Genomic DNA, 18786 nt, shown 5'->3' with positions numbered 1-18786 from the left:
TCCGCCCGCCGAATGCGGGATGCCCGCGCCCGACGACGTGTGTAACAGTGGGACGCATGGTCGCTCCCCTCGGTCAGGACCCGCAGGAGACCGCGACGGCCCTCGACGCTGCGGCGGACGCGCTGCTGGAGGCCGTCGCCCGCGCCCACGCGGGCCCGGACGTGCCCGTTCCCCCCACCCAGTTGCGCGCGCTGTTCATCGTGGAGCGCGGTCCGGTGAACGTCAGCGGGCTCGCGGCCGGGCTGGGCGCGCTGGCGTCGTCGGCGAGCCGCCTGTGCGACCGGCTGGAGGCGTCGGGCCTGCTGCTGCGCGACGCGGGCCGGGACGGGCGCGAGGTGACGCTGCGGCTGTCGGCGGAGGGCCGGCGGCTGCTGGACCGGGTGCGGGCCCGGCGGTACGAGGAGCTCGGCCGGGTGCTGGCGGAGATGTCGGTTCCGGCCCGGCAGGCACTCCTCTGGGGCCTGATGGAATTCGCCGCGGCGGCCGGGAGTGCCGCCCGCCGCCCCCGCTGAATCCGACTATTCACCGCAAATCCTCGGCCTTGCGCCGCAATGTGCCACGCTATGTCCGCCTAGGCGAAACTCGTCCGCCATTACGGAAATAGCCGGGCTTATCGGACACTTATCGGCGCGCGCGCGGAAAAGTCGGCCCGGATTCACCGGAAGTCCGAACACGCGCGCATCCGTCCCCGCTAGCATCCCCGCGAGATGGCGACCGTAAATGTTTCTCCCGAGATCTTTATCGGGACGGACATCACGCCTCCCGGAGGGGGCCTTCCCATGAACCAGAACCGCACCCGTCCGCGCGCCCGCGCGGCCGCCCTGCTGCCCGCGGCCGTCCTGGCCCTGGCCCTCGGGGGGTGCGGGGGCTCCGGCGAGAAGGGCGCCGCCGCGGGCGGCGGTCCCTCGACCGCGGCGCCCGCCCCGACGGGGAAGGTGCCCGAGACGACCACGTTCGCGAAGATCGCCCAGATGCCCCGGGACACTGGGGCGACGGACGCCGGAGACGGCACGGTGGTCCACCCGACCGCGCCCCGCACCGTCTACGACGGCCCGGGCGGGCACCCCGTCGCCACGCTCCCCGTTCAGGAGCTGGGCGGCCCGACCTGGGTTCCGGTCGTCGACCGCTCCGGCGACTGGCTGCGCGTCCTGCTGCCCAGCCGGCCCAACCAGGCCAGCGGGTGGATCTCCGGCGGCGACGGGCTGACCGTCGCGCACTCGCCCTACACGGTCAAGGTCGACACGGCCCGGCGCACCCTCACGCTGGAGAAGTCCGGCAAGGGCGTCGGAACGTGGAAGGTGGCCGTCGGCGCGGACAAGACCCCGACGCCGGCCGGCCGCACGTTCGTGCTGGCCCAGCTCGCCCCGGCCAAGAAGACGCCGAGCCCGCTGGTCATCCCGCTCGGCACGCACTCGGCCTCGCTCGACTCCTTCGGCGGCGGGCCGGGCACGGTCGCCTTCCACGGCTGGCCGGACGCCTCGGTCTTCGGCAAGGCCGTCTCCCACGGATGCGTCCGGGTGCCGGACGCGGCGCTGCGCGAGCTGTCCCGCGTCCCCCTCGGAACCGTCGTCCTCGTCTCCGGCTGACCCCCCGGGTCGGCCCGTACCAACGTTCCTCGAAGTGGAGTGACTGACGCATGTCCTCGTTCAAGGCCGCGCGCCGCGCCGTCCAGATCGGCCTCGTCGCCGCCGCGTTCGGCGCGACCGCCACGGCCCCCGCGCTCGCCGCCGCCCCCGCCCCCGCCCCCGCGCCCGCTCCCGGCAGCTCGGCGTTCGGGCTCACCGCGACCGGGCCGGTGGCGCTGCCGCCGCTGCCCGTCGCCCAGTCGCTCAGCGACACCGTCTCGCGCAGCCTGCTGCGGGAGAACCTCAAGGTCGTGGACGCCGGGGTGCTCAACGTCAAGGCCGCCAAGGGCTACGCGCACTCCGACGTCGCGACGCTCAAGGTCCCGACCGCGGGCCTGTTCGCGCAGGCCGTCAGCGCGACCTGCCGCGACGGGCGGGGCGTCTCGCACGTCGCGAACGCCGTCGTCGCCGGGAAGCACCTCGACGTCAGCCCGCCGCCGAACACCACCGTGCCGTTCCACGTGGACGGGCTCGGCGACGGCTCGGTCGTCATCAACAAGCAGGAGCGGCTCGGCGACGGACGGCTGCGCGTGACGGCGCTCGCGGTCCGCGTCCCGCTCGGCGGCGGGAAGGCGCAGACGATCCTGGTCTCGTCCGCGACCTGCGGGAAGCTCCCGGCCAAGCCGGTGACGCCCCCGCACTCCGCCGCGCCGAAGCCGCACCCGGTCCGCGGCGACCTCCCGGTCACCGGCTGAGTTGATCGCAGATCAGGCCAAGCCGCTCGCGGCTTCGCCTGACCTGGTGCGAGCGCGGCATCGCTTCGCGATCCGCCGCGCTCGCGCCGTGGCCGAACCACAGACCGGCCGGGCCGCGTTCGCGCGGCCCGGCCGGTTTTGGTCAGACGGTCTCGTCCGCGGCGAGCCCGAGAAGCGATTCCCGGAGCCGTTCACCGGTGGTGACGTCCGCGTCCCCGGAGAGGGACACGACGGTGTGGTCGCCGTAATGGCGGTGGGCGGCGCTGAATTCCACGACTTCTCCCGCGGGTCGCACGCGGAAGTCCTGCGGCCCGGGTAGCGAGCCGCCGCCCGAATTCACTCGACCAGCGATTTCTCGAAATGCACCACGGACCCGTCCGCGTGCATTCGGTCGGAAATGTGCAGTTGTTCGGTGCAGGCGCGGATGAGCTGGAGCCCGCGCCCGTTCTCCGCGTGCGGCGCGGCGTCGGCGCGTTCCCACGACGCGCGGTCCACCCGGTCGCCCCCGTCGATGACGTCGACCACGCAGCGGATGCCGTCCATCCGGGCGCGGACCTCGTACTGCTGGCTGGCGTGCGCGTGCTGGATCACGTTGGCGCACGCCTCGCTCAGCGCGAGCGCGATGTCGGCCCGGGCGTCGGGACCGACGCCGAGCCCGCGCAGGGAGGCGTCGAGCGTGTGCCGGGCCAGCGGAGCGCTCCCGGCGTCCCGGGGCAGGGTCATCTCGATCACGACCTTCATACCGGATCGCCTCCGTTTCCCTCGACAATGGCAGACTGCCCCGGCTGGGCCGGTGGAAACGCGCGGGACGCCGAAACTCCCCTGCGGCTGCGGGGACGCCAGTGGTCCATCTCCGCTTTGACCGAGAACCAAAACCTTTCACCCCCTTCCCCGCCCGCGCCCGCCCATTCGGCCGCGCCGCGGGTGCGCCGCCTTCGCGATCCGTGGTTGTCTGTCCGGCGGGACGGGCGAAACCACGACAAGACGGGGCGGGTGGCCGGGGTGGCACGGGTCAGGCGGCGGGATCGGCTGCGCTACTGGTTCGACGGGACGATGGCCAAGGGCACCCCCGCCCTCATCGGCTGGCTCGCCCTGGCGTCCGGGGTGCTGATCCTCGTCGTCGCGACGCTCGCGGCGGTGTTCACCCCGCACGACTCCGACGAGAACGGCCACTGGAACGGCCTGCTGTGGCGCAGCCTGCTGCGCACGCTCGATCCCGGCACGATGGGCGGCGACGAGGGCTCGGGCCCGTACCTGGCGCTGATGCTGACGGCGACGATCGGCGGCATCTTCATCGTCAGCGCCCTGATCGGTGTGCTGACCACCGGCCTCGAAGGCAAGATCACCGAGCTGCGCAAGGGCCGGTCGGTGATCGTGGAGCGCGGCCACACGCTGGTGCTGGGCTGGTCGGAGCAGGTGTTCACGGTCGTCGCGGAGCTGGCGGAGGCGAACAAGGGGCAGGGCCGGTCCTGCATAGCGATCCTCGCCGACCAGGACAAGGTGGACATGGAGGAGGCGATCCGGTCGCGGGTGGGCGACACCGGCCGGACGCGCGTGGTGTGCCGGCGCGGCAACCCGCTGAAGGTCGCGGACCTCGAACTCGTCAGCCCGGGCACGGCCCGTTCGATCATCGTGCTGTCGCCGCCCGGTCCGGAGGCCGACAACCACGTCATCAAGGTGCTGCTGTCGCTCGGCGCGCGGGCGTGGGAGGGCCGCCGCCCGCACGTCGTCGCGGCCGTCCACCGGTCGGCGAACCTGCCCGCCGCGCGGCTCGCGGGCGGCCCGGCCGCGCAGGTGATCGACGCGGACGACATCGCGATCCAGCTCATCGTCCAGTCGCACCGGCAGTCGGGCCTGTCGACCGTCTGCACGGACCTGCTCAACTACGAGGGCCACGAGTTCTACATGCGGCCCGAGCCGTCGCTGACGGGCATGACGTACGGGGCGGCGCTCGGCGCGTACGAGCTGGGCATCCCGGTCGGCGTGCGGACGGCTGAGGGCGAGGTGCTGGTGAATCCGCCGCCGGACCGGGTCGTCGAGGCCGGGGACGAGGTGATCATCCTGGCCGAGGACGATCTGCTGATCAGGCTCGCCGACGACCCCGTCCCCGTCGTGGAGGACGCGGTCACCACGGCCGCGCCGACGCCCCGCGCGCCGGAGCGGACGCTGCTCGCGGGCTGGAACGGCCGCGGCGCGAAGATCGTGGAGCTGCTGGATTCGTTCGTGGAGCCCGGCTCGGAACTGGTCATCGCGGCGCGCTGCGACGACCCGCGCGGCGGCCTGGCTCCGCTGGCGAACCTGTCGGTCGGCTTCGAGCACTGCGATCCGACGGACCGGACGCGGCTGGAGGAACTGGACGTCCTGTCGTTCCGGCGCGTCATCGTCCTCGGCGACGCGGGCCTGGACCCGCAGCACGCCGACGCGCGGACGCTCGTCACGCTGCTGCACCTGCGCGACATCGAGCGCGTCGCGGGCGACCCGTACTCGATCGTCAGCGAGATCAACGACGACGCGAACCGCGAGGTCGCGCAGGTGACCAAGGCCGACGACTTCGTCGTCAGCGACAAGCTGATCAGTCTGATGCTGACCCAGCTCAGCGAGAACCGCCACCTGCACGACGTGTTCACCGACCTGCTCGACCCGGAGGGCTCGGAGCTGTACCTGAAACCCGCGTCGGACTACCTGCGGCCGGGCGCGACGGCGAACTTCGCGACGGTGATCGAGGCCGCGCGCCGCAGATCGGAGACGGCGCTCGGGTACCGGCTGCACGACCGGTTCCACGAGCCGCCGGACTACGGCGTCGTCCTGAATCCGGACAAGCGCGCGCCGCTGGAGTTGAGCGCGGAGGACACGGTCATCGTCCTGGCCGAAGACTGATCGTCGCCAGGCGGCGGTTTTGCCCCGGACGGGGAATGAACGGGCCACCGATGATCATGAACTGAGCCTGGAGGCCCCATGTCCGACAACTTCGTCATCGACGTGACGCGCATCCGCAACGAGGTCCGCCAGAAGATGCAGGACGGGCCGATCACCGAGACGTACGGCAAGGACAGCGACCGCGTCATCGGCGTCCTCAACGACGTCGTCGCGACCGAGGTCGTCTGCTGGCTCCGCTACACGCGGCACGCGATCTCCGCGTCCGGCATCGACCGCGCCCAGGTCTCGGCGCAGTTCACCGACCACGCCAAGGAGGAGCTGGACCACGCGCTGCGCGCCGCGGACCGCGTCAACCAGCTCGGCGGCGAGCCCGCGTTCGACCCCGCCAAGCTGACCGACCGCTCGCACACCGACTACACGACGCCGCTGGACGGCGACCTGAACCAGATGCTCCGCGACAACCTGGAGGCCGAGCGGATCGTCATCTCCACCTACCAGGAGATCATCCGCTGGCTCGGCGACGGCGACCCCACGACCCGCCGCCTCATGGAGTCCATCCTCGAAGAGGAGGAGGACCACGCGGACGACCTGGTGGACCTGCTCGGGATCTGACCCGGGCGGCGCGGCGCGGGCCGTCCGTCACGGCGACGCCACCGGCGCGTCAAGGCGGGCCCCCGTTACGCGCCCGGTCGCGCCGGGTAACCGGACCGACATGAGACTCCACGACGCGGGACAGATCAAGGGCGTGCTGGACGACATGGACTTCCCGGCCGCCAAGGACGACCTGGTCGCCCACGCGCGGGAGCGCGGGGCCGACGAGCCGCAGCTCAAGGCCCTGCGCGCGCTGCCGCTCGGCGACTACGACAACCTCGCCGAGGTGCTGCGGTCGGTGCCGGTCGACCCGGCGCCGGACCGGTCGGGCACCGTGCGCGCCGAGCAGGAGCGCTTCCACCGCCACCCGGACCTGGCCGAGCACGAGCGGATGGCCGAGCCGGGGCCGATCGAGCGGGAGCTGGGCGACGACTAGGGCGTCCGCCGGTCGAGGACGCCGACGTCGCGGACGACGTCGGCCAGCGCCCGGACCAGCGGCGTCTCGCGGGACGTCCGCCACACCAGCGCCCACTCGCTCGGCGGCGCGTCGCTGATCGGGACGAAGGCCAGGTTGGGCCACGGGTAGAAGTCGGCGGCCTCGGCGCTGACCACGGCGGTGAGCCCGCCCGACGCGACGGCCGTCAGCAGCTCGTGCCACGTGGACGCCAGCGAGCCGCGCGGGATCGGACGGCCCGACGGCGTGTGGAACGGGTTCATCGCCCCCTCCATCGACTCGGGCAGCGCGTGGCCGCGCACGATCGTGCAGTCCGCGAGGTCCTCCAGCGTGATCGCGTCGCGCCGCGCGTACGGGTGCTCCGTCCCGACCATGAGCAGCACCGACGACGTGTGCGTGACCGGGCCGACCGTCAGGTCCGGCTCGTGGACGGGCTGCCACACCAGCGCGACGTCCACGTCCCCCGACCGCAGCAGGTCCAGCGGCGCGGGCGGCTGGATCTCGCGGTGCCGCAGCCGCGCGGCCGGATGCCGCGTCTGGAACAGCTCCACGACGGGTTCGAGCAGCAGGTGGTGCGGGCCCATCGTCCCCAGCGTCAGCTCGCCCGCGACGCCGCGCGCGGCGGCCGCGGCGGCCTCGACGCCCTGCACGATCAGCCGGTAGCCCGCGTCGAGGTCACGGCGGAGGCGGTCGCCGAGCGGGGTGAGCCGCACGTCGCGGGTGGTGCGGTCGAACAGCGTCCCGCCGATGCGGCGCTCCTGCTGCTTGATCGACTGACTCACCCGCGACGGGGTGATGTGGAGCCGCTCGGCGGTGCGGCCGAAGTGCAGTTCCTCGGCCAGCGTCAGGAAGATCTCGATGTCCCGCAGCTCCATTCGTGCCTCCTGATTGTGAATCTACCGGTCAACAGTGCGTTGCCGAGATGGTCGTTGTTCGGGCGGTGGCGGGCGGCCACCCTGGATGCGCGGCCGGTCACCGGTTCGCGGACGAGGGGTGGGGAGATTGACCAAGCGGGTCCTGGTCGCGGGGGCGGGCGTCGCCGGATCGTCGCTGGCGTACTGGCTGGCGCGGTACGGCTACGCCGTCACGGTCATTGAGCGCGCCTCGGGGCCGCCGCCGTGTTCCGATCAGGCGGCTTCCGACGTGCTGGCGCATCTAGGTCTGCCTTCTCCGGACGGCGATATCGCCGTCGCCCTGTACGAGCGGAACCGCGATTCGGTGCGCTACGTGTTCGGCGACTCGATCGCCTCCCTCACCGACGCGGGGGACGCGGTCGTGGTCACGTTCGAGCACGGCCCGCCCGCCGTTTTCGACCTGGTGGTCGGCGCGGACGGGCCGCATTCGGTGGTGCGGCGGCTCGCCTTTCCCCCGCGCTGCGAATGGGGGAGCGGGCTGGCGCTGTATCTGCGGGGCCGCGCCATTTGCGGGCAGGGCTTCGACCGTCTCGTCCACGCGGCGAGCCTCGGCCACGCGGCGGCGGAGCGGACGGCCTGACCGCACCCGCGCCGGGCGGTCAGGCGCTCGTGCGCGACCGGTCAGCGCATTCCCCGACCGTCGTCGTCAACGGCACCGAATTCCTTGGAGCGGACATGACGAAACGGATTCTGATCTCGGGCGCGAGCATCGCGGGTCCGGCGCTGGCCTACTGGCTCGCGCGGTACGGCCACGAGGTCACGGTGGTCGAGAGGGCGCCGGAACTGCGGCGGGGCGGCCAGGCCATCGACTTCCGCGGCGACGTCCACCGCACGGTCCTGGAGAAGATGGGAATCCTCAACGAGATCAGGAACCACGAGACGGGCAACGGCCCGCTCCACATGATCGACGCCGAGGGCCGCGACCTGGTGACGCTCCCCGCCTCGTTCACGGGCGGCGATGTGGAGATCCTGCGCGGCGACCTGGCCCGCATCCTGTACGACCGGACGCGCGATTCCGCGAACTACGCGTTCGGCGACTCGATCGCGTCTCTCACCGACCTCGGCGACGCCGTCGCGGTGACCTTCGAGAGCGGCCGTTCCTCCGTCTACGACCTGGTCGTCGGCGCGGACGGCCTGCATTCCAACGTACGGCGCCTAGCCTTCGGCCCCGAGACCCAGTTCGTCAAGCATTCCGGCTACCACGTCGCCGTCTTCGAGGCCCCGAACCGCCTGCACCTCGACCGCGACGCGCTCCTCTACAGCGAGCCAAACCGCGGCCTGGCCCTCTACCCGATCGCCGGCGGCACGTCCGTGAACGTCATGTGCGTCTTCAAGGCGGACGGCGCGACCGTCGACCACCGCGACACCGACGCGCAGAAACAACTCATCGCGGACCGCTTCCACGGAATGGCCTGGCACACCCAGCCGATCCTCGCGGACCTGTGGAATGCGCCGTACTTCTACCACGACTCGATCAGCACGGTGAGAATGCCGACCTGGACAAGCGGCCGCGTCGCCCTCCTGGGCGACGCCGGCTACGGCGCGACCTGCGGCGGAACGGGCGCGGGCCTAGCAATAGTCTGCGCCTACGTCCTGGCAGGAGAACTAGCAACAAACCCCGCCCACCAAGCAGCCTTCACCACCTACGAACAAGAAACCAAAAAACTCACGAGGGCCTGCCAACGGGCAGCAGCCGGCGCAGGCCCCTTCTTCGCCCCCAAGAACATCCACCACCGCACCCTCCTCTACAAGACCCTGACCAAGGGCCCAATGCTCAACCTCCTAAACAAACTAACCACCAAAGCCACCACCGCAATCACCTTGAAGAACTACCCCACCCCAACCCACCCCACCCTGACGACCTTCTGACCGCATGGCGAGCCGCCCCAGTACCATCCGGCCAACCCCGAGGCACACCCGGATCACGAAACGCCGCCTGCCGAACCGGCAACGGCTGGGCACCTGGACCGGCGCCGCCGAGGCCATATCCCACTTCGCCCCGAAGTGAACACCGCAGACCCGGATCGGCCTCCACTCGCCTCAACCGCGCTTCCTACGGTGCGTCCGGTTGTACCCGATGGCCGGGTCATTGGACCGCCACTTCCGGATCATCTCGCCTTCGACCCTGAACACCTCGGAGTCATCCGCGTCCTCCGAGTCCCACAGAATCTCCTTGCGGATCGTGAAGTCCCGCAACTCATCCCGCGTGAAGTCGGCCGCGATCAGAGCATCACTGGCACTACCGAAATAGTTGGCACTGCCCCGCCGTCACCCGGTTCGCCCCGGACGTCGCCGCAGCCGACCCCGATTGACCGTTTCATCCGATTGGGCGCATCCTCTTTCCGTGATCAACGACGACGACGCGGTGTTCACGCCGTTCCACGCGCGAGCCGGGTCCAGCGACCACCGCGGCGAGCGGACCGGTGAACGGTGCGGCGCGACCGACGCCGAGTACGCCGCGAATAGTGTTTGACCTGCGCATGCCCCGCGGCAGGGGCGTCTCCCTCGGCCCGGACGAGCGAGAGATCTGGTCCGGCGCGCCCCGTCGCCACCGCCTCATCCGATGCCAGGAACGTACGGCGGGCGTTTACGTGGCGCTCGGGGCGGCACACGGATGCGTCGTCTCCGAGTCGCTCGGCTCGCCTTACGGCGGAATCCACGGCCTCCCGCTTCCCGTCACGCTGGCGGCCTTCGCCGTGCCGTGGATCGTCCTTCTCTTCCTCGGTGAATGGCTGATCCACCGAACGGTGCGGTACCGGGTCACCGACCAGCGGGTCATCGTCACCTGGGGCGCGCCGTGGGTCCGACCGATCAGCAGATCGACCTCCGCCCGGCCCCGCTCGACGACGCGGTCGAACCGTGACAGCGAATCTATGTCGCAGATGAACGGCAAGGATTGCGTAGCGCTCGCGACGGCCCCATCCGACCGGAACGGCAGCCTGTTGGCGCGCCGAACGGCCCGAAGAGACCGCACCGATGTGCCCGCCGGACGACGCCGACTACGGCGCGGCCTGCGGCGGAATGGTCGCTGGACTGACAATGGCCTCCACGTACCGACCGTCCTCCGCCACATTCGCCGACGCTGATCATTATCCGGCACAAGTGCCGTACAATCCGCCTACCCCCGCGAAGGTGATCAGATGGACAACGACGGAGTGTACGAAGTCCGCCACGGCGCGACACGAAGCAACATCAGCATGCTGATCGGCTGCCTGATCTTCACCGCCTGCGCCATCGCCCTTCCGGACATGGCGCCGATCACGCGAGTACTCGGCACGATCCTCTTCGGCGCGGGCTTCATCATGGCCCTCATAACCATCACCACGCGCCGGGTCTCCCTACGCGTTGACGCCGAAGGCATCACGATCGGCGGCAACCCGTTCCGCTACCAGAAAACAACGCTGCACGCCCCGTGGAACGAGGTGGCCGCGATCATCCTGTGGAAGCAGACGACCACGGCCAAGGCCATCAACTACATAGGCTTCGAGCACAAGGAAACGTCGTCGGCCACGGAAACCGGCTCGGCCCGCCGTTTCATGTCCCGAGCGGTGGTCCCCCATGTCCCGCCCCACCTGGTCCGCTCCAGCCGCCCCATCAACGGCTGGCGCCTGGACCGAACCCGCCTCACGGCAGCCGTAACCCACTTCGCCCCCCAAGTGAACGTCACAAACCTGGGCTGACTTTGAGGCTGCAGTCGAACGTCCGCCTGAGCCAGAGCATGGCACTGAGCACCTGCCCCTTGACGATCAGCTCATCAAGCTGATCGAACTCCCCGCCCATCCCCCGATCACCGCACTCCCCAGGCCAGCCCCACGCGGACCGCAACGACGCGGGCGTGACGTCAGGCAGCGGGCTCACGCGCCCATCTCAAGCCGCCGGACCTCGTCCAGCGCGCTCCCCCAAGGGAACGCGTCACGCGTGGAGTCACCAGTGCCAGGAGGATGAGGCTCGAAACCACCCGGCCCAAGCAAAACCCGCACTCCCTCCCCGGCAAGTACACTAATACTCCGCTGAAACGGCACCCGATTGAACATCGCCTCATTAACATAAGGCAGAACGACGACCGGAATACCAAGCCCAGGAGCCTCCGCGAGAACGCCGAGCGCGTACGTATCACTGATCCCCGCCGCCCACTTGTTGATGGTGTTGAACGTGCCAGGCGCGACAACGACGGCATCGGCCTTGGGCGACCGAGGCTCACCCGGCTTACGATAACGACTCCGAACGGGATGACCGGTCTGCTGTTCAAGCGCTTCGACATCAATGAACTCCAGCGCCGCAGGCGTGGCGACAACGTGAACGTCCCAACCACGCTGCTGTGCGAGCACGACAAGCTTCCCAACATCCACCGCAACACCGGCAGCACAAACGATAAGCTTCAGAATCCGTCGCTGGTCGTTCACAGGGCGATTCCAATATCGTCAACGAACTCATTGAGGCAGCGTCGAACACTCGGCGGCGCGGTCGCCATGAGGTCTCGCATCACGCGACGGGCGGAAGGCCGAGCGACTTCCTCGGGCGCGAGCTGATGCGCGAAACGCAGCATCTCATACGCCTTTTCATGTTTACCGCATTGGGCGAGCGCGCGGGCGGTGTCCATGATGAGCGTCGCCTTGCGCTCGGTGAGTGCGATGCGGTCGAGGTCGATGGTGCGCGCGTGCCGCAGGGCGGTACCGGCGTCACCGAGTTGCAGGGCGATGTTGACCCGGTGGAGCTGGACGTTCGTCGGGCCGAACGCCGTCCACCGATGATTGAAGTCACCACCGAGCTGCCGACCGGCGTCGTCGGCCTCATCCAGCAGAGCGGCGGCAGTGTGATGGTCTCCGCGCTGCCCTGCGGCAACGGCTCCCCGCAGGAGAAGCGAGCCGTACACGGACAGGAACTCCGGTGTGCGGTCGTCGCTGTCGCGGTCGATGCGTTCCGCATAAGTACTCGCTGTTCTGGTGGCGGCACCGAAGTGACCGTCGTTCATCAACGCGTGCGTGACGATACGGGCGCTCGACCCGACGACGGTCGGGTCCTGGGTACGGCGCGCGGCCCGCATACTCCGGTCCGCGGCCAGCCACGCGAGCCCCTTGCGGTCGAACTTGAGCAGAATGCTCGCGGCGACGTGATGCGCCTCGGCCGACAGCGCTTCGACCTTCACCTGCTCATCCCCCGAACGAGCCGTACCCGCCACTTGCAGGTCGGCCAGCAGCCCGGGCAGGGAAGCGATGACGGTGGAGTAGCGACAATCCTGGTAGTCGCGCTTCGCAGCGGCTACAGCATCCCGCAGTTGGTCCAGCGCGCGAACTGCCGAATGCACTTTCTCGCGCATCCCATCGCAGTCGATCAGCACGCCCGCGAACGCTTCGACCCCGTGAAACGGAGACGCATCTCCCGGCAGGTCGGCCAAGACCGCGTTGAACATACTGGTTCCGGCCAGCTTGGTGAACGTCCTTCTCCGCACCGCGTCCCCCTCCGCACTGGTGCCTTGCTCACCACCGAGGAAACCTAACCCGGCATGGAAGGCGAAGCCCGAAAACTGATCAGCCGCTGGCGCCGTCACAGCGCCACTCTCCGGCGGTGCCGCGAAGGATCGTGGTGCGAGACCAAGGGTCATGCGAGCGTCATCGGGCATGTCGAGGCCATCGGCGATGCGTTCGAAGACCTCCAGGGCGTTGATCTGGCGTCCGCCCGGTTTCATGGTCTGGCTGACGTTGCCTTGGGTCATGTGGCAGGCGATGGCGATCTGGGTCTGGCTTGCGCCGGTGTACTGGCGCAGGAGGCGGAAGGCCGCGCCGATGTCGCGGGCGCGCAGAGCGTCCAGGACCGGGAGCCGATGCCAGAAGACGTCCGGTATGTCGATGAGGTCTGAAGCACGTCCCGCCATCCGGGTTCCCCTTGTATCCCGTGCGTGTCCGGCCTTCGGCGCGAGCGTATATCCGAGCGGCTGATACCGCGCGGGAATCGGACCTGACCGTCCACTGACCGATCGTGGCGAGCATGACACCCACAGCCACAACCCGGCAAGCCGCTTCCCGTCGCTTGTCAAACGCCCGTGCGAGTCGAGCGGAGCATACGAGCTGCGGTCCCGTTCATCGCACCGAACCAATGGTGGACATCCAGCTTGATGAAAGGGCAATGGACGACGGCGCTAAGGACGGCGGCCACAGCGCCGACCGGTCTTGCGACGTGGGTGAACACCATCAGCGGGTCGCGCCCGGCTGACGGCGACGAGTACGTGCCGGTACCGCCACAGCGTTGAGGTTCCGCGGTGGGCCGAGGCGCGGGGAGAACTGTGCCGGCGCATCCTGCGTGGGCAGGCTCGATCAATGGCTCCCGAGAATGAACAAGGCCCGAGGCGGAAAACTGAATCCTGCCTGGGCCTTCGTTGTGGAGCGGGTGACGGGAATCGAACCCGCGTTGTCAGCTTGGGAAGCTGAAGTTCTACCATTGAACCACACCCGCGTGGCGGGGTTTTGGGCCCGCCTGCTCGGTCATCGTACCGGAAAGTCAGGCGTGGCGCAGACGGGTTCGGGGTGGGCGGCCGTGTCGGGCCGCCGGGGGCGTGTGGCGGCGGGTGGGGTGGGGAGCCGGTAGTTTCGTGCGCGTGCTGCTCTCCGATCGTGACATCAGGGCCGAGCTCGCGGCCGGGCGGGTGAAGATCGACCCGTTCCAGCCCGAGATGGTCCAGCCCTCCAGCGTGGACGTCCGGCTCGACCGGTACTTCCGGGTCTTCGAGAACCACAAGTACCCGCACATCGACCCGGCGGTCGAGCAGCCGGACCTCACGCGGCTCGTGGACGTCAAGCCGGACGAGCCGTTCGTGCTGCACCCCGGCGAGTTCGTGCTCGCGTCCACCTACGAGGTGTTCGCGCTGCCGGACGATCTCGCGGCGCGACTGGAGGGCAAGAGCTCGCTCGGCCGGCTCGGGCTGCTGACGCACTCGACGGCCGGGTGGATCGATCCCGGCTTCACCGGCCACGTGACGCTGGAGCTGTCGAACGTCGCGACGCTGCCGATCAAGCTGTGGCCGGGCATGAAGATCGGCCAGATGTGCCTGTTCCGGACCAGCTCGCCGGCGGAGTACCCCTACGGTTCGGCCAAGTACGGGTCGCGCTACCAGGACCAGCGGGGGCCCACACCATCACGTTCCTATCTCAACTTCCATCGCACGGAGGTCTGAGGTCGCGGTTCCGAGGGGGCCGTCGCGCACTGCGCGGCGGCCCCTTCGACGTCTCCGACCTGCAAAGAGTCACGCACAGTAGCCAATACGACACAAGCGACACCAAAGAGTGACCGAAATCACGCAAAGATGAAAGTTTAAGGAATCGCGGGTACTTTCGATGAATGTATAGCGGTGGCACCCGTTTTGCGTGCGCTTTACCTGTGCGCGGGCCGGGTGCCCGGAAGCAGTGGCGCACGGCATGTCCCAGCATGCCCGCCGAACCGTTTCCCACCGCCGCGCCGGAGGAGATGGAACGTTCCCCACCGGCCCGGTCACCGGGAGCAGGAAAGGAGAACGTGTCCCTACTCCGAGCGGAACACGTAACGAAAATCTTCGGCCGCAAGGCGGCCGAGGCCCAGCGGAAACTGAACGCCGGGGCGGACCCGGCGAAGCTGCGCGGACTCGGGGTCACCCCGGCCGTCGTGGACGCGTCGTTCGAGGTCGAGCGCGGTGAGATCTTCGTGGTCATGGGCCTGTCGGGGTCCGGCAAGTCCACGCTGATCCGGATGCTGAACGGCCTGCTGGGCACCACGTCCGGCCGCGTCCTCATCGACGGGCAGGACATCGCGAAGCTGTCCCCCAAGGCGCTGCGCGCGCTGCGCCAGGAGAAGATCAGCATGGTCTTCCAGCACTTCGCCCTCTTCCCGCACCGCACCGTTCTCGCCAATGCCGCCTATGGCCTGGAAGTGCGCGGCGTCCCGAAGGAGGAACGCGAGAAGAAGGCGCGCGAGTTCCTGGGACTGGTGGGCCTGGACGGGTGGGAGGACAAGGTCCCCGGCCAGTTGTCGGGCGGAATGCAGCAGCGCGTCGGCCTCGCCCGCGCGCTCGCGGCGGGCACCGACATCATCCTGATGGACGAGGCGTTCAGCGCCCTCGACCCGCTGATCCGGCGCGAGGTGCAGGACCTGCTGCTCGAGCTGCAGGCCCGCCTGGACAAGACGATCGTCTTCATCACGCACGACCTGAACGAGGCCATGCGCATCGGCGACCGCATCGCGGTGATGCGCGAGGGCAGGATCGTCCAGATCGGGACGGCCGAGGAGATCCTGACCGAGCCGACGAACGACTACGTGGCCCAGTTCGTCGCGGACGTCGACCGCACGCGCGTGCTGACGGCCGCGTCCGTCATGGAGAAACCCCTGGTCACGGTGCCCGCCAACACCGGCCCGCGGACGGCGCTGCGCACGCTGCGCGAGCACCAGGCGTCGGCGGCGCTGGTCGTCGGCCGGGACCGCAGGCTCGTCGGCAAGGTCTCCGCCGCGGTGATCGCGGACGCGGTGGGCGACGGCGGCCGCTCCCTGGACGAGCTGATCGACCCCGAGGACGTCGCGCCGGTCCGGCCCGACACCCCCGTGGCCGATCTGTTCGCCCGGGCCGCCGAGAGCGACCTCCCGCTGCCCGTCACCGACGAGCACGGCGTCCTGCTCGGCGTCATCCCCCGGGTGACGCTGCTGGCGGCGCTCGGCGCGATCAACACGCACGTCGAGGCGCTGATCGAGTCCGCCGAGCCGGAGAAGGAGGGCAGTCCCGTTGACGCATGACGTTCTGGCGTCGGACCTGCCCCGGGTTCCGCTCGGCGACTGGTTCGACAAGGCCGTCACCTGGCTCACCGACCACTGCGGCTGGCTGTTCGACGGGATCGGCTCGGCGGTCGAGAGCGTGGTGGACGGGCTCGTGGACGTCCTGACGTTCCCGCCCGCGCTCGTCCTGACGGTGATCCTCGCGGTCGTCGCGCTGGTGCTGCGCGGCTGGAAGCTCGCGCTGTTCACGCTGGTCGGCTTCGGCCTGATCGACAGCATGGAGCTGTGGGAGCCCGCGATGGACTCCCTGGCCCTGGTGCTGGTCGCGGCCGTCGTGGCGGTCGTCATCGCGATCCCGATCGGCGTCCTGGCAGCGCGCAACGACACGGTCAGCCGCGTCGTCCGGCCGCTGCTGGACCTGATGCAGACGATGCCCGCGTTCGTCTACCTGATCCCGGCGATCTTCTTCTTCAGCATCGGCGTGGTGCCCGGCGTCGTCGCGACGGTGATCTTCGCGCTGCCGCCCGGCGTCCGGCTCACCGAGCTGGGCATCCGCGGCGTGGACAAGGAGATGGTCGAGGCGGGCGAGGCGTTCGGCGCGGCACCGCGCAAGATCCTCGGCGGCGTCCAGGTCCCGCTGGCGATGCCGTCGATCATGGCGGGCGTCAACCAGCTCATCATGCTGTCGCTGTCGATGGTCGTCATCGCCGGAATGGTCGGCGCGGGCGGGCTCGGCGGCGTGGTGCTCGAAGGCATCAACCGCGTCGACATCGCGACCGGGTTCGAGGGCGGCACGGCCGTCGTCGTGCTCGCGATCTTCCTCGACCGCGTCACCAGCGCCCTCGGCGACCGCACGCCGGTCGCCAAGGCCGCCGCGCGCCGGTAGCGCGGCGCTCCCACCCCCGATAAGAAAGGCTCTCCTCAGTTATGCGTTTCGGCTTCAAGAAGGCGACCGTCGCGGCCGTCGTCGCGCTGGCCCTCGGCACGACCGCCGCGGCCTGTGACAGCGGTTCCGGCGGCGACGACAAGAAGCTCACGATCGGCGTCGTGTCCGGCTGGGCGGAGGGCCAGGCCGCCACGGCCCTCTGGGAGAAGATCCTGGAGGACAAGGGCTACAAGGTCGACGTCAAGACGCTCGACACCGGCCCCCTCTACACCGGAATGGCGCGCGGCGACGTCGACCTGTTCGTCGACTCGTGGCTCCCCTACACGCACGAGGACTACTGGAAGCAGTACGGCGACAAGCTGGAGAAGCTGGGGATCTGGTACGACTCGGCGCCGCTGACGATCGCCGTCCCGAACTACTCGCCGCTGAAGTCGCTGGAGGACCTGAAGGGCAAGGGCTCCCAGTACGACGGCAAGATCATCGGCATTGAGAAGTCGTCGGGGCTCTACCGGGTGTCCAAGGAGAAGATGCTCCCGGCGTACGGGCTGACGGGCGAGTACCAGGTCACGACGTCCTCGACGGCCGCGATGCTCGCGGAGCTGAAGAAGGCCGTCGACGCCAAGAAGGACATCGTCGTCACGCTGTGGCGTCCGCACTGGGCCTACTCGAAGTTCCCGATCCGCGACCTCGCGGACCCGAAGGGCGCGATGGGCAAGCCGGACGGCATCAACACGGTCGCGCGCAAGGACTTCTCCAAGGACCAGCCGGAGGTCGCGGGCTGGTTCAAGAAGTTCAAGATGAACGACCAGCAGCTCGGCAGCCTGGAAGACCTGATCGAGAACAAGTACGCCGGCAAGACCGACGGCGCGGTGGACGAGTGGCTGAAGGCCAACCCGGACTTCGCGAAGAACATCACCGGCTGACGCCGCACCGGGGAGGACCGTTCCAGGGCGGTCCTCCCCGCGCTTTCCGGGGAAGGAAGCCCGGTATGGCGAACCAGGATCTCCGCACCGACACGGCGCAGAACGCTCGGGTCTGGAACTACTGGCTCGGCGGCAAGGACAACTTCCCGGCGGACCGCGCGGTCGGCGACCGGATCTACGGGATCTACCCGAGCATCGTCCAGGTCGCGCGGGCGGACCGGGCGTTCCTCGGCCGCGCCGTGCGGTTCCTGGCCGGGGAGCGCGGCGTCCGGCAGTTCCTCGACCTCGGGACGGGACTGCCGACCGCCGACAACACCCACGAGGTCGCGCAGCGCACCGCGCCGGACTCGCGCGTCCTGTACGTCGACAACGATCCGCTGGTGCTGCGGCAGGCGCGGATGCTGCTGACGAGCACGCCGGAGGGCTCCACCGACTACATGGAGGCCGACGTCCGCGACACCGAGGCGATCCTGGCGCGCGCCCGCCGCACGCTGGAGCTGGATCAGCCGGTGGCGGTCATGCTGCTCGGCATCCTGAACTTCCTGCTGGACGACGCGGAGGCGCGGGCCGTCGTGGACGAGCTCGTCGCGGCGGTGCCGTCCGGCTCGTACGTCGCGCTGACGCATCCCACGCTGGAGCTGGGCGGCGACGCGAACGCCGACGCGATGGAGTTCTTCAACAGCAACGCCGAGCCGCCGATCCGGACGCGCACCGGTGAGCAGATCGCGTACCTCCTACGGGATCTCGAACTGGAGGAGCCGGGGCTGGTGTCGTGCGCGCGGTGGCGGCCGGGGCGGACGCGCGACGGGGCCGAGCCGCCGCTCGTCGCCCAGTACGCGGCGGTGGCGCGCAAGCCCTAGGTGGTGTTTCGAAGTCCCGGCCCACGGCCCTCGCCTGGCGGCCCGGGCCTGTGCGAGCGCGGCATCGCTTCGCGATCTGGGCGCTCGCGCTGGGGCTGAGGCGCTCTGAGACAGCCCCTAGGTGGCGCGGCGCTTTCGCTGAGCCCGTCCGGGCCACCCAATCGGGAGAAAAGGGACATCCTTGGGCGGGTCGGGTCCTGGTTCGGGCCCGGCCGCCAGGTTTCGGTTATC

General features: G+C 69.7%; 19 protein-coding genes, 1 tRNA gene and 1 pseudogene. 15 read left to right on the top strand and 6 right to left on the bottom strand.

What is annotated here, in order from left to right:
- Positions 1-56 precede the first annotated feature (56 nt).
- The 3 genes from G339_RS0115960 to G339_RS0115950 all read left to right on the top strand — a co-directional run bounded on the left by G339_RS0115960 (position 57) and on the right by G339_RS0115950 (position 2320).
- Entirely contained in the window at positions 57-512 is a 456-nt protein-coding gene (locus tag G339_RS0115960; protein ID WP_019632085.1) for a MarR family transcriptional regulator, read from the top strand.
- Between the two features lie 267 nt (positions 513-779).
- Complete coding sequence (locus G339_RS0115955; RefSeq protein WP_019632084.1) at positions 780-1586, top strand: L,D-transpeptidase; 807 nt, start codon at positions 780-782, stop codon at positions 1584-1586.
- 50 nt (positions 1587-1636) lie between these two features.
- Positions 1637-2320 (top strand): choice-of-anchor P family protein, encoded by a 684-nt coding sequence (locus G339_RS0115950; protein ID WP_019632083.1) that lies wholly within the window; start codon positions 1637-1639, stop codon positions 2318-2320.
- Positions 2321-2462: 142 nt separating this feature from the next.
- On the opposite strand, the gene G339_RS40875 is transcribed toward G339_RS0115950, so the two are convergent.
- Positions 2463-2594, bottom strand: coding sequence for a hypothetical protein (locus G339_RS40875; RefSeq protein WP_019632082.1), 132 nt, complete (start codon positions 2592-2594; stop codon positions 2463-2465).
- Between the two features lie 62 nt (positions 2595-2656).
- Positions 2657-3061, bottom strand: a complete 405-nt coding sequence (locus tag G339_RS0115940; protein WP_019632081.1) for an ATP-binding protein — start codon at positions 3059-3061, stop codon at positions 2657-2659.
- A 261-nt stretch (positions 3062-3322) separates the two neighbouring features.
- On the opposite strand from G339_RS0115940, the gene G339_RS0115935 reads away from it, so the two are divergent.
- The 3 genes from G339_RS0115935 to G339_RS0115925 all read left to right on the top strand — a co-directional run bounded on the left by G339_RS0115935 (position 3323) and on the right by G339_RS0115925 (position 6224).
- On the top strand, positions 3323-5197 hold the full coding sequence (locus G339_RS0115935) for a CASTOR/POLLUX-related putative ion channel (protein WP_026341493.1): 1875 nt from the start codon (positions 3323-3325) through the stop codon (positions 5195-5197).
- 78 nt (positions 5198-5275) lie between these two features.
- Positions 5276-5809 (top strand): ferritin-like domain-containing protein, encoded by a 534-nt coding sequence (locus G339_RS0115930; protein ID WP_019632079.1) that lies wholly within the window; start codon positions 5276-5278, stop codon positions 5807-5809.
- A 100-nt stretch (positions 5810-5909) separates the two neighbouring features.
- Complete coding sequence (locus G339_RS0115925) at positions 5910-6224, top strand: DUF2795 domain-containing protein (RefSeq protein ID WP_019632078.1); 315 nt, start codon at positions 5910-5912, stop codon at positions 6222-6224.
- Here G339_RS0115925 and G339_RS0115920 read toward each other — a convergent pair.
- The gene (locus G339_RS0115920; RefSeq protein ID WP_019632077.1) at positions 6221-7117 is read right to left on the bottom strand and encodes a LysR family transcriptional regulator; all 897 of its coding nucleotides are present in this window, start codon (positions 7115-7117) and stop codon (positions 6221-6223) included. The two genes, G339_RS0115925 and G339_RS0115920, sit on opposite strands and share 4 nt — an antisense overlap.
- 127 nt (positions 7118-7244) lie before the next feature.
- Here G339_RS0115920 and G339_RS33915 point away from each other — a divergent pair, with 127 nt between their 5' ends.
- The 4 genes from G339_RS33915 to G339_RS0115890 all read left to right on the top strand — a co-directional run bounded on the left by G339_RS33915 (position 7245) and on the right by G339_RS0115890 (position 10836).
- Complete coding sequence (locus G339_RS33915) at positions 7245-7736, top strand: FAD-dependent oxidoreductase (RefSeq protein ID WP_019632076.1); 492 nt, start codon at positions 7245-7247, stop codon at positions 7734-7736.
- A gap of 95 nt (positions 7737-7831) precedes the next feature.
- Positions 7832-9025, top strand: coding sequence for an FAD-dependent monooxygenase (locus G339_RS0115910; protein ID WP_033323349.1), 1194 nt, complete (start codon positions 7832-7834; stop codon positions 9023-9025).
- A gap of 475 nt (positions 9026-9500) precedes the next feature.
- On the top strand, positions 9501-9629 hold the full coding sequence (locus tag G339_RS40870) for a hypothetical protein (RefSeq protein WP_019632073.1): 129 nt from the start codon (positions 9501-9503) through the stop codon (positions 9627-9629).
- Between the two features lie 667 nt (positions 9630-10296).
- Positions 10297-10836: a hypothetical protein gene (locus G339_RS0115890; RefSeq protein ID WP_019632071.1), complete on the top strand. Its 540-nt coding sequence runs from the start codon at positions 10297-10299 to the stop codon at positions 10834-10836.
- Positions 10837-11010: 174 nt separating this feature from the next.
- Here the strand turns inward: G339_RS0115890 and G339_RS37830 are convergent, their stop codons facing one another.
- From G339_RS37830 to G339_RS0115875, 3 genes are all read right to left on the bottom strand, one after another.
- The gene (locus G339_RS37830; protein WP_084693267.1) at positions 11011-11559 is read right to left on the bottom strand and encodes a flavoprotein; all 549 of its coding nucleotides are present in this window, start codon (positions 11557-11559) and stop codon (positions 11011-11013) included.
- Positions 11556-13028, bottom strand: coding sequence for a helix-turn-helix domain-containing protein (locus tag G339_RS0115880; RefSeq protein WP_019632069.1), 1473 nt, complete (start codon positions 13026-13028; stop codon positions 11556-11558). The genes G339_RS37830 and G339_RS0115880 overlap by 4 nt, the downstream gene beginning before the upstream one ends.
- 504 nt (positions 13029-13532) lie before the next feature.
- Positions 13533-13606: transfer RNA gene (locus G339_RS0115875), tRNA-Gly, on the bottom strand.
- Between the two features lie 142 nt (positions 13607-13748).
- Here G339_RS0115875 and dcd point away from each other — a divergent pair.
- The 5 genes and pseudogenes from dcd (at position 13749) to G339_RS0115850 (ending at position 18555) form a co-directional block, all read left to right on the top strand.
- Complete coding sequence (gene dcd / locus G339_RS0115870) at positions 13749-14324, top strand: dCTP deaminase (RefSeq protein ID WP_026341492.1); 576 nt, start codon at positions 13749-13751, stop codon at positions 14322-14324.
- A 338-nt stretch (positions 14325-14662) separates the two neighbouring features.
- Positions 14663-15907 carry a quaternary amine ABC transporter ATP-binding protein gene (locus G339_RS0115865; protein WP_019632067.1) on the top strand — a complete coding sequence of 415 codons (1245 nt, stop codon included), beginning with the start codon at positions 14663-14665 and terminating at the stop codon, positions 15905-15907.
- A gap of 139 nt (positions 15908-16046) precedes the next feature.
- Positions 16047-16772, top strand: a pseudogene (locus tag G339_RS0115860) (ABC transporter permease); the annotation flags it as partial.
- A gap of 41 nt (positions 16773-16813) precedes the next feature.
- Positions 16814-17695, top strand: coding sequence for a glycine betaine ABC transporter substrate-binding protein (locus tag G339_RS0115855; protein WP_019632065.1), 882 nt, complete (start codon positions 16814-16816; stop codon positions 17693-17695).
- A gap of 65 nt (positions 17696-17760) precedes the next feature.
- Positions 17761-18555 (top strand): SAM-dependent methyltransferase, encoded by a 795-nt coding sequence (locus G339_RS0115850; RefSeq protein WP_019632064.1) that lies wholly within the window; start codon positions 17761-17763, stop codon positions 18553-18555.
- Positions 18556-18786: the final 231 nt, after the last annotated feature.

The sequence above is a fragment of the Actinomadura atramentaria DSM 43919 genome, assembly GCF_000381885.1.
Taxonomy (GTDB): domain Bacteria; phylum Actinomycetota; class Actinomycetes; order Streptosporangiales; family Streptosporangiaceae; genus Spirillospora; species Spirillospora atramentaria.
The sequence above is the reverse complement of the archived record's forward strand: the minus strand, read 5'-3'. Positions and strand labels throughout refer to the sequence as shown.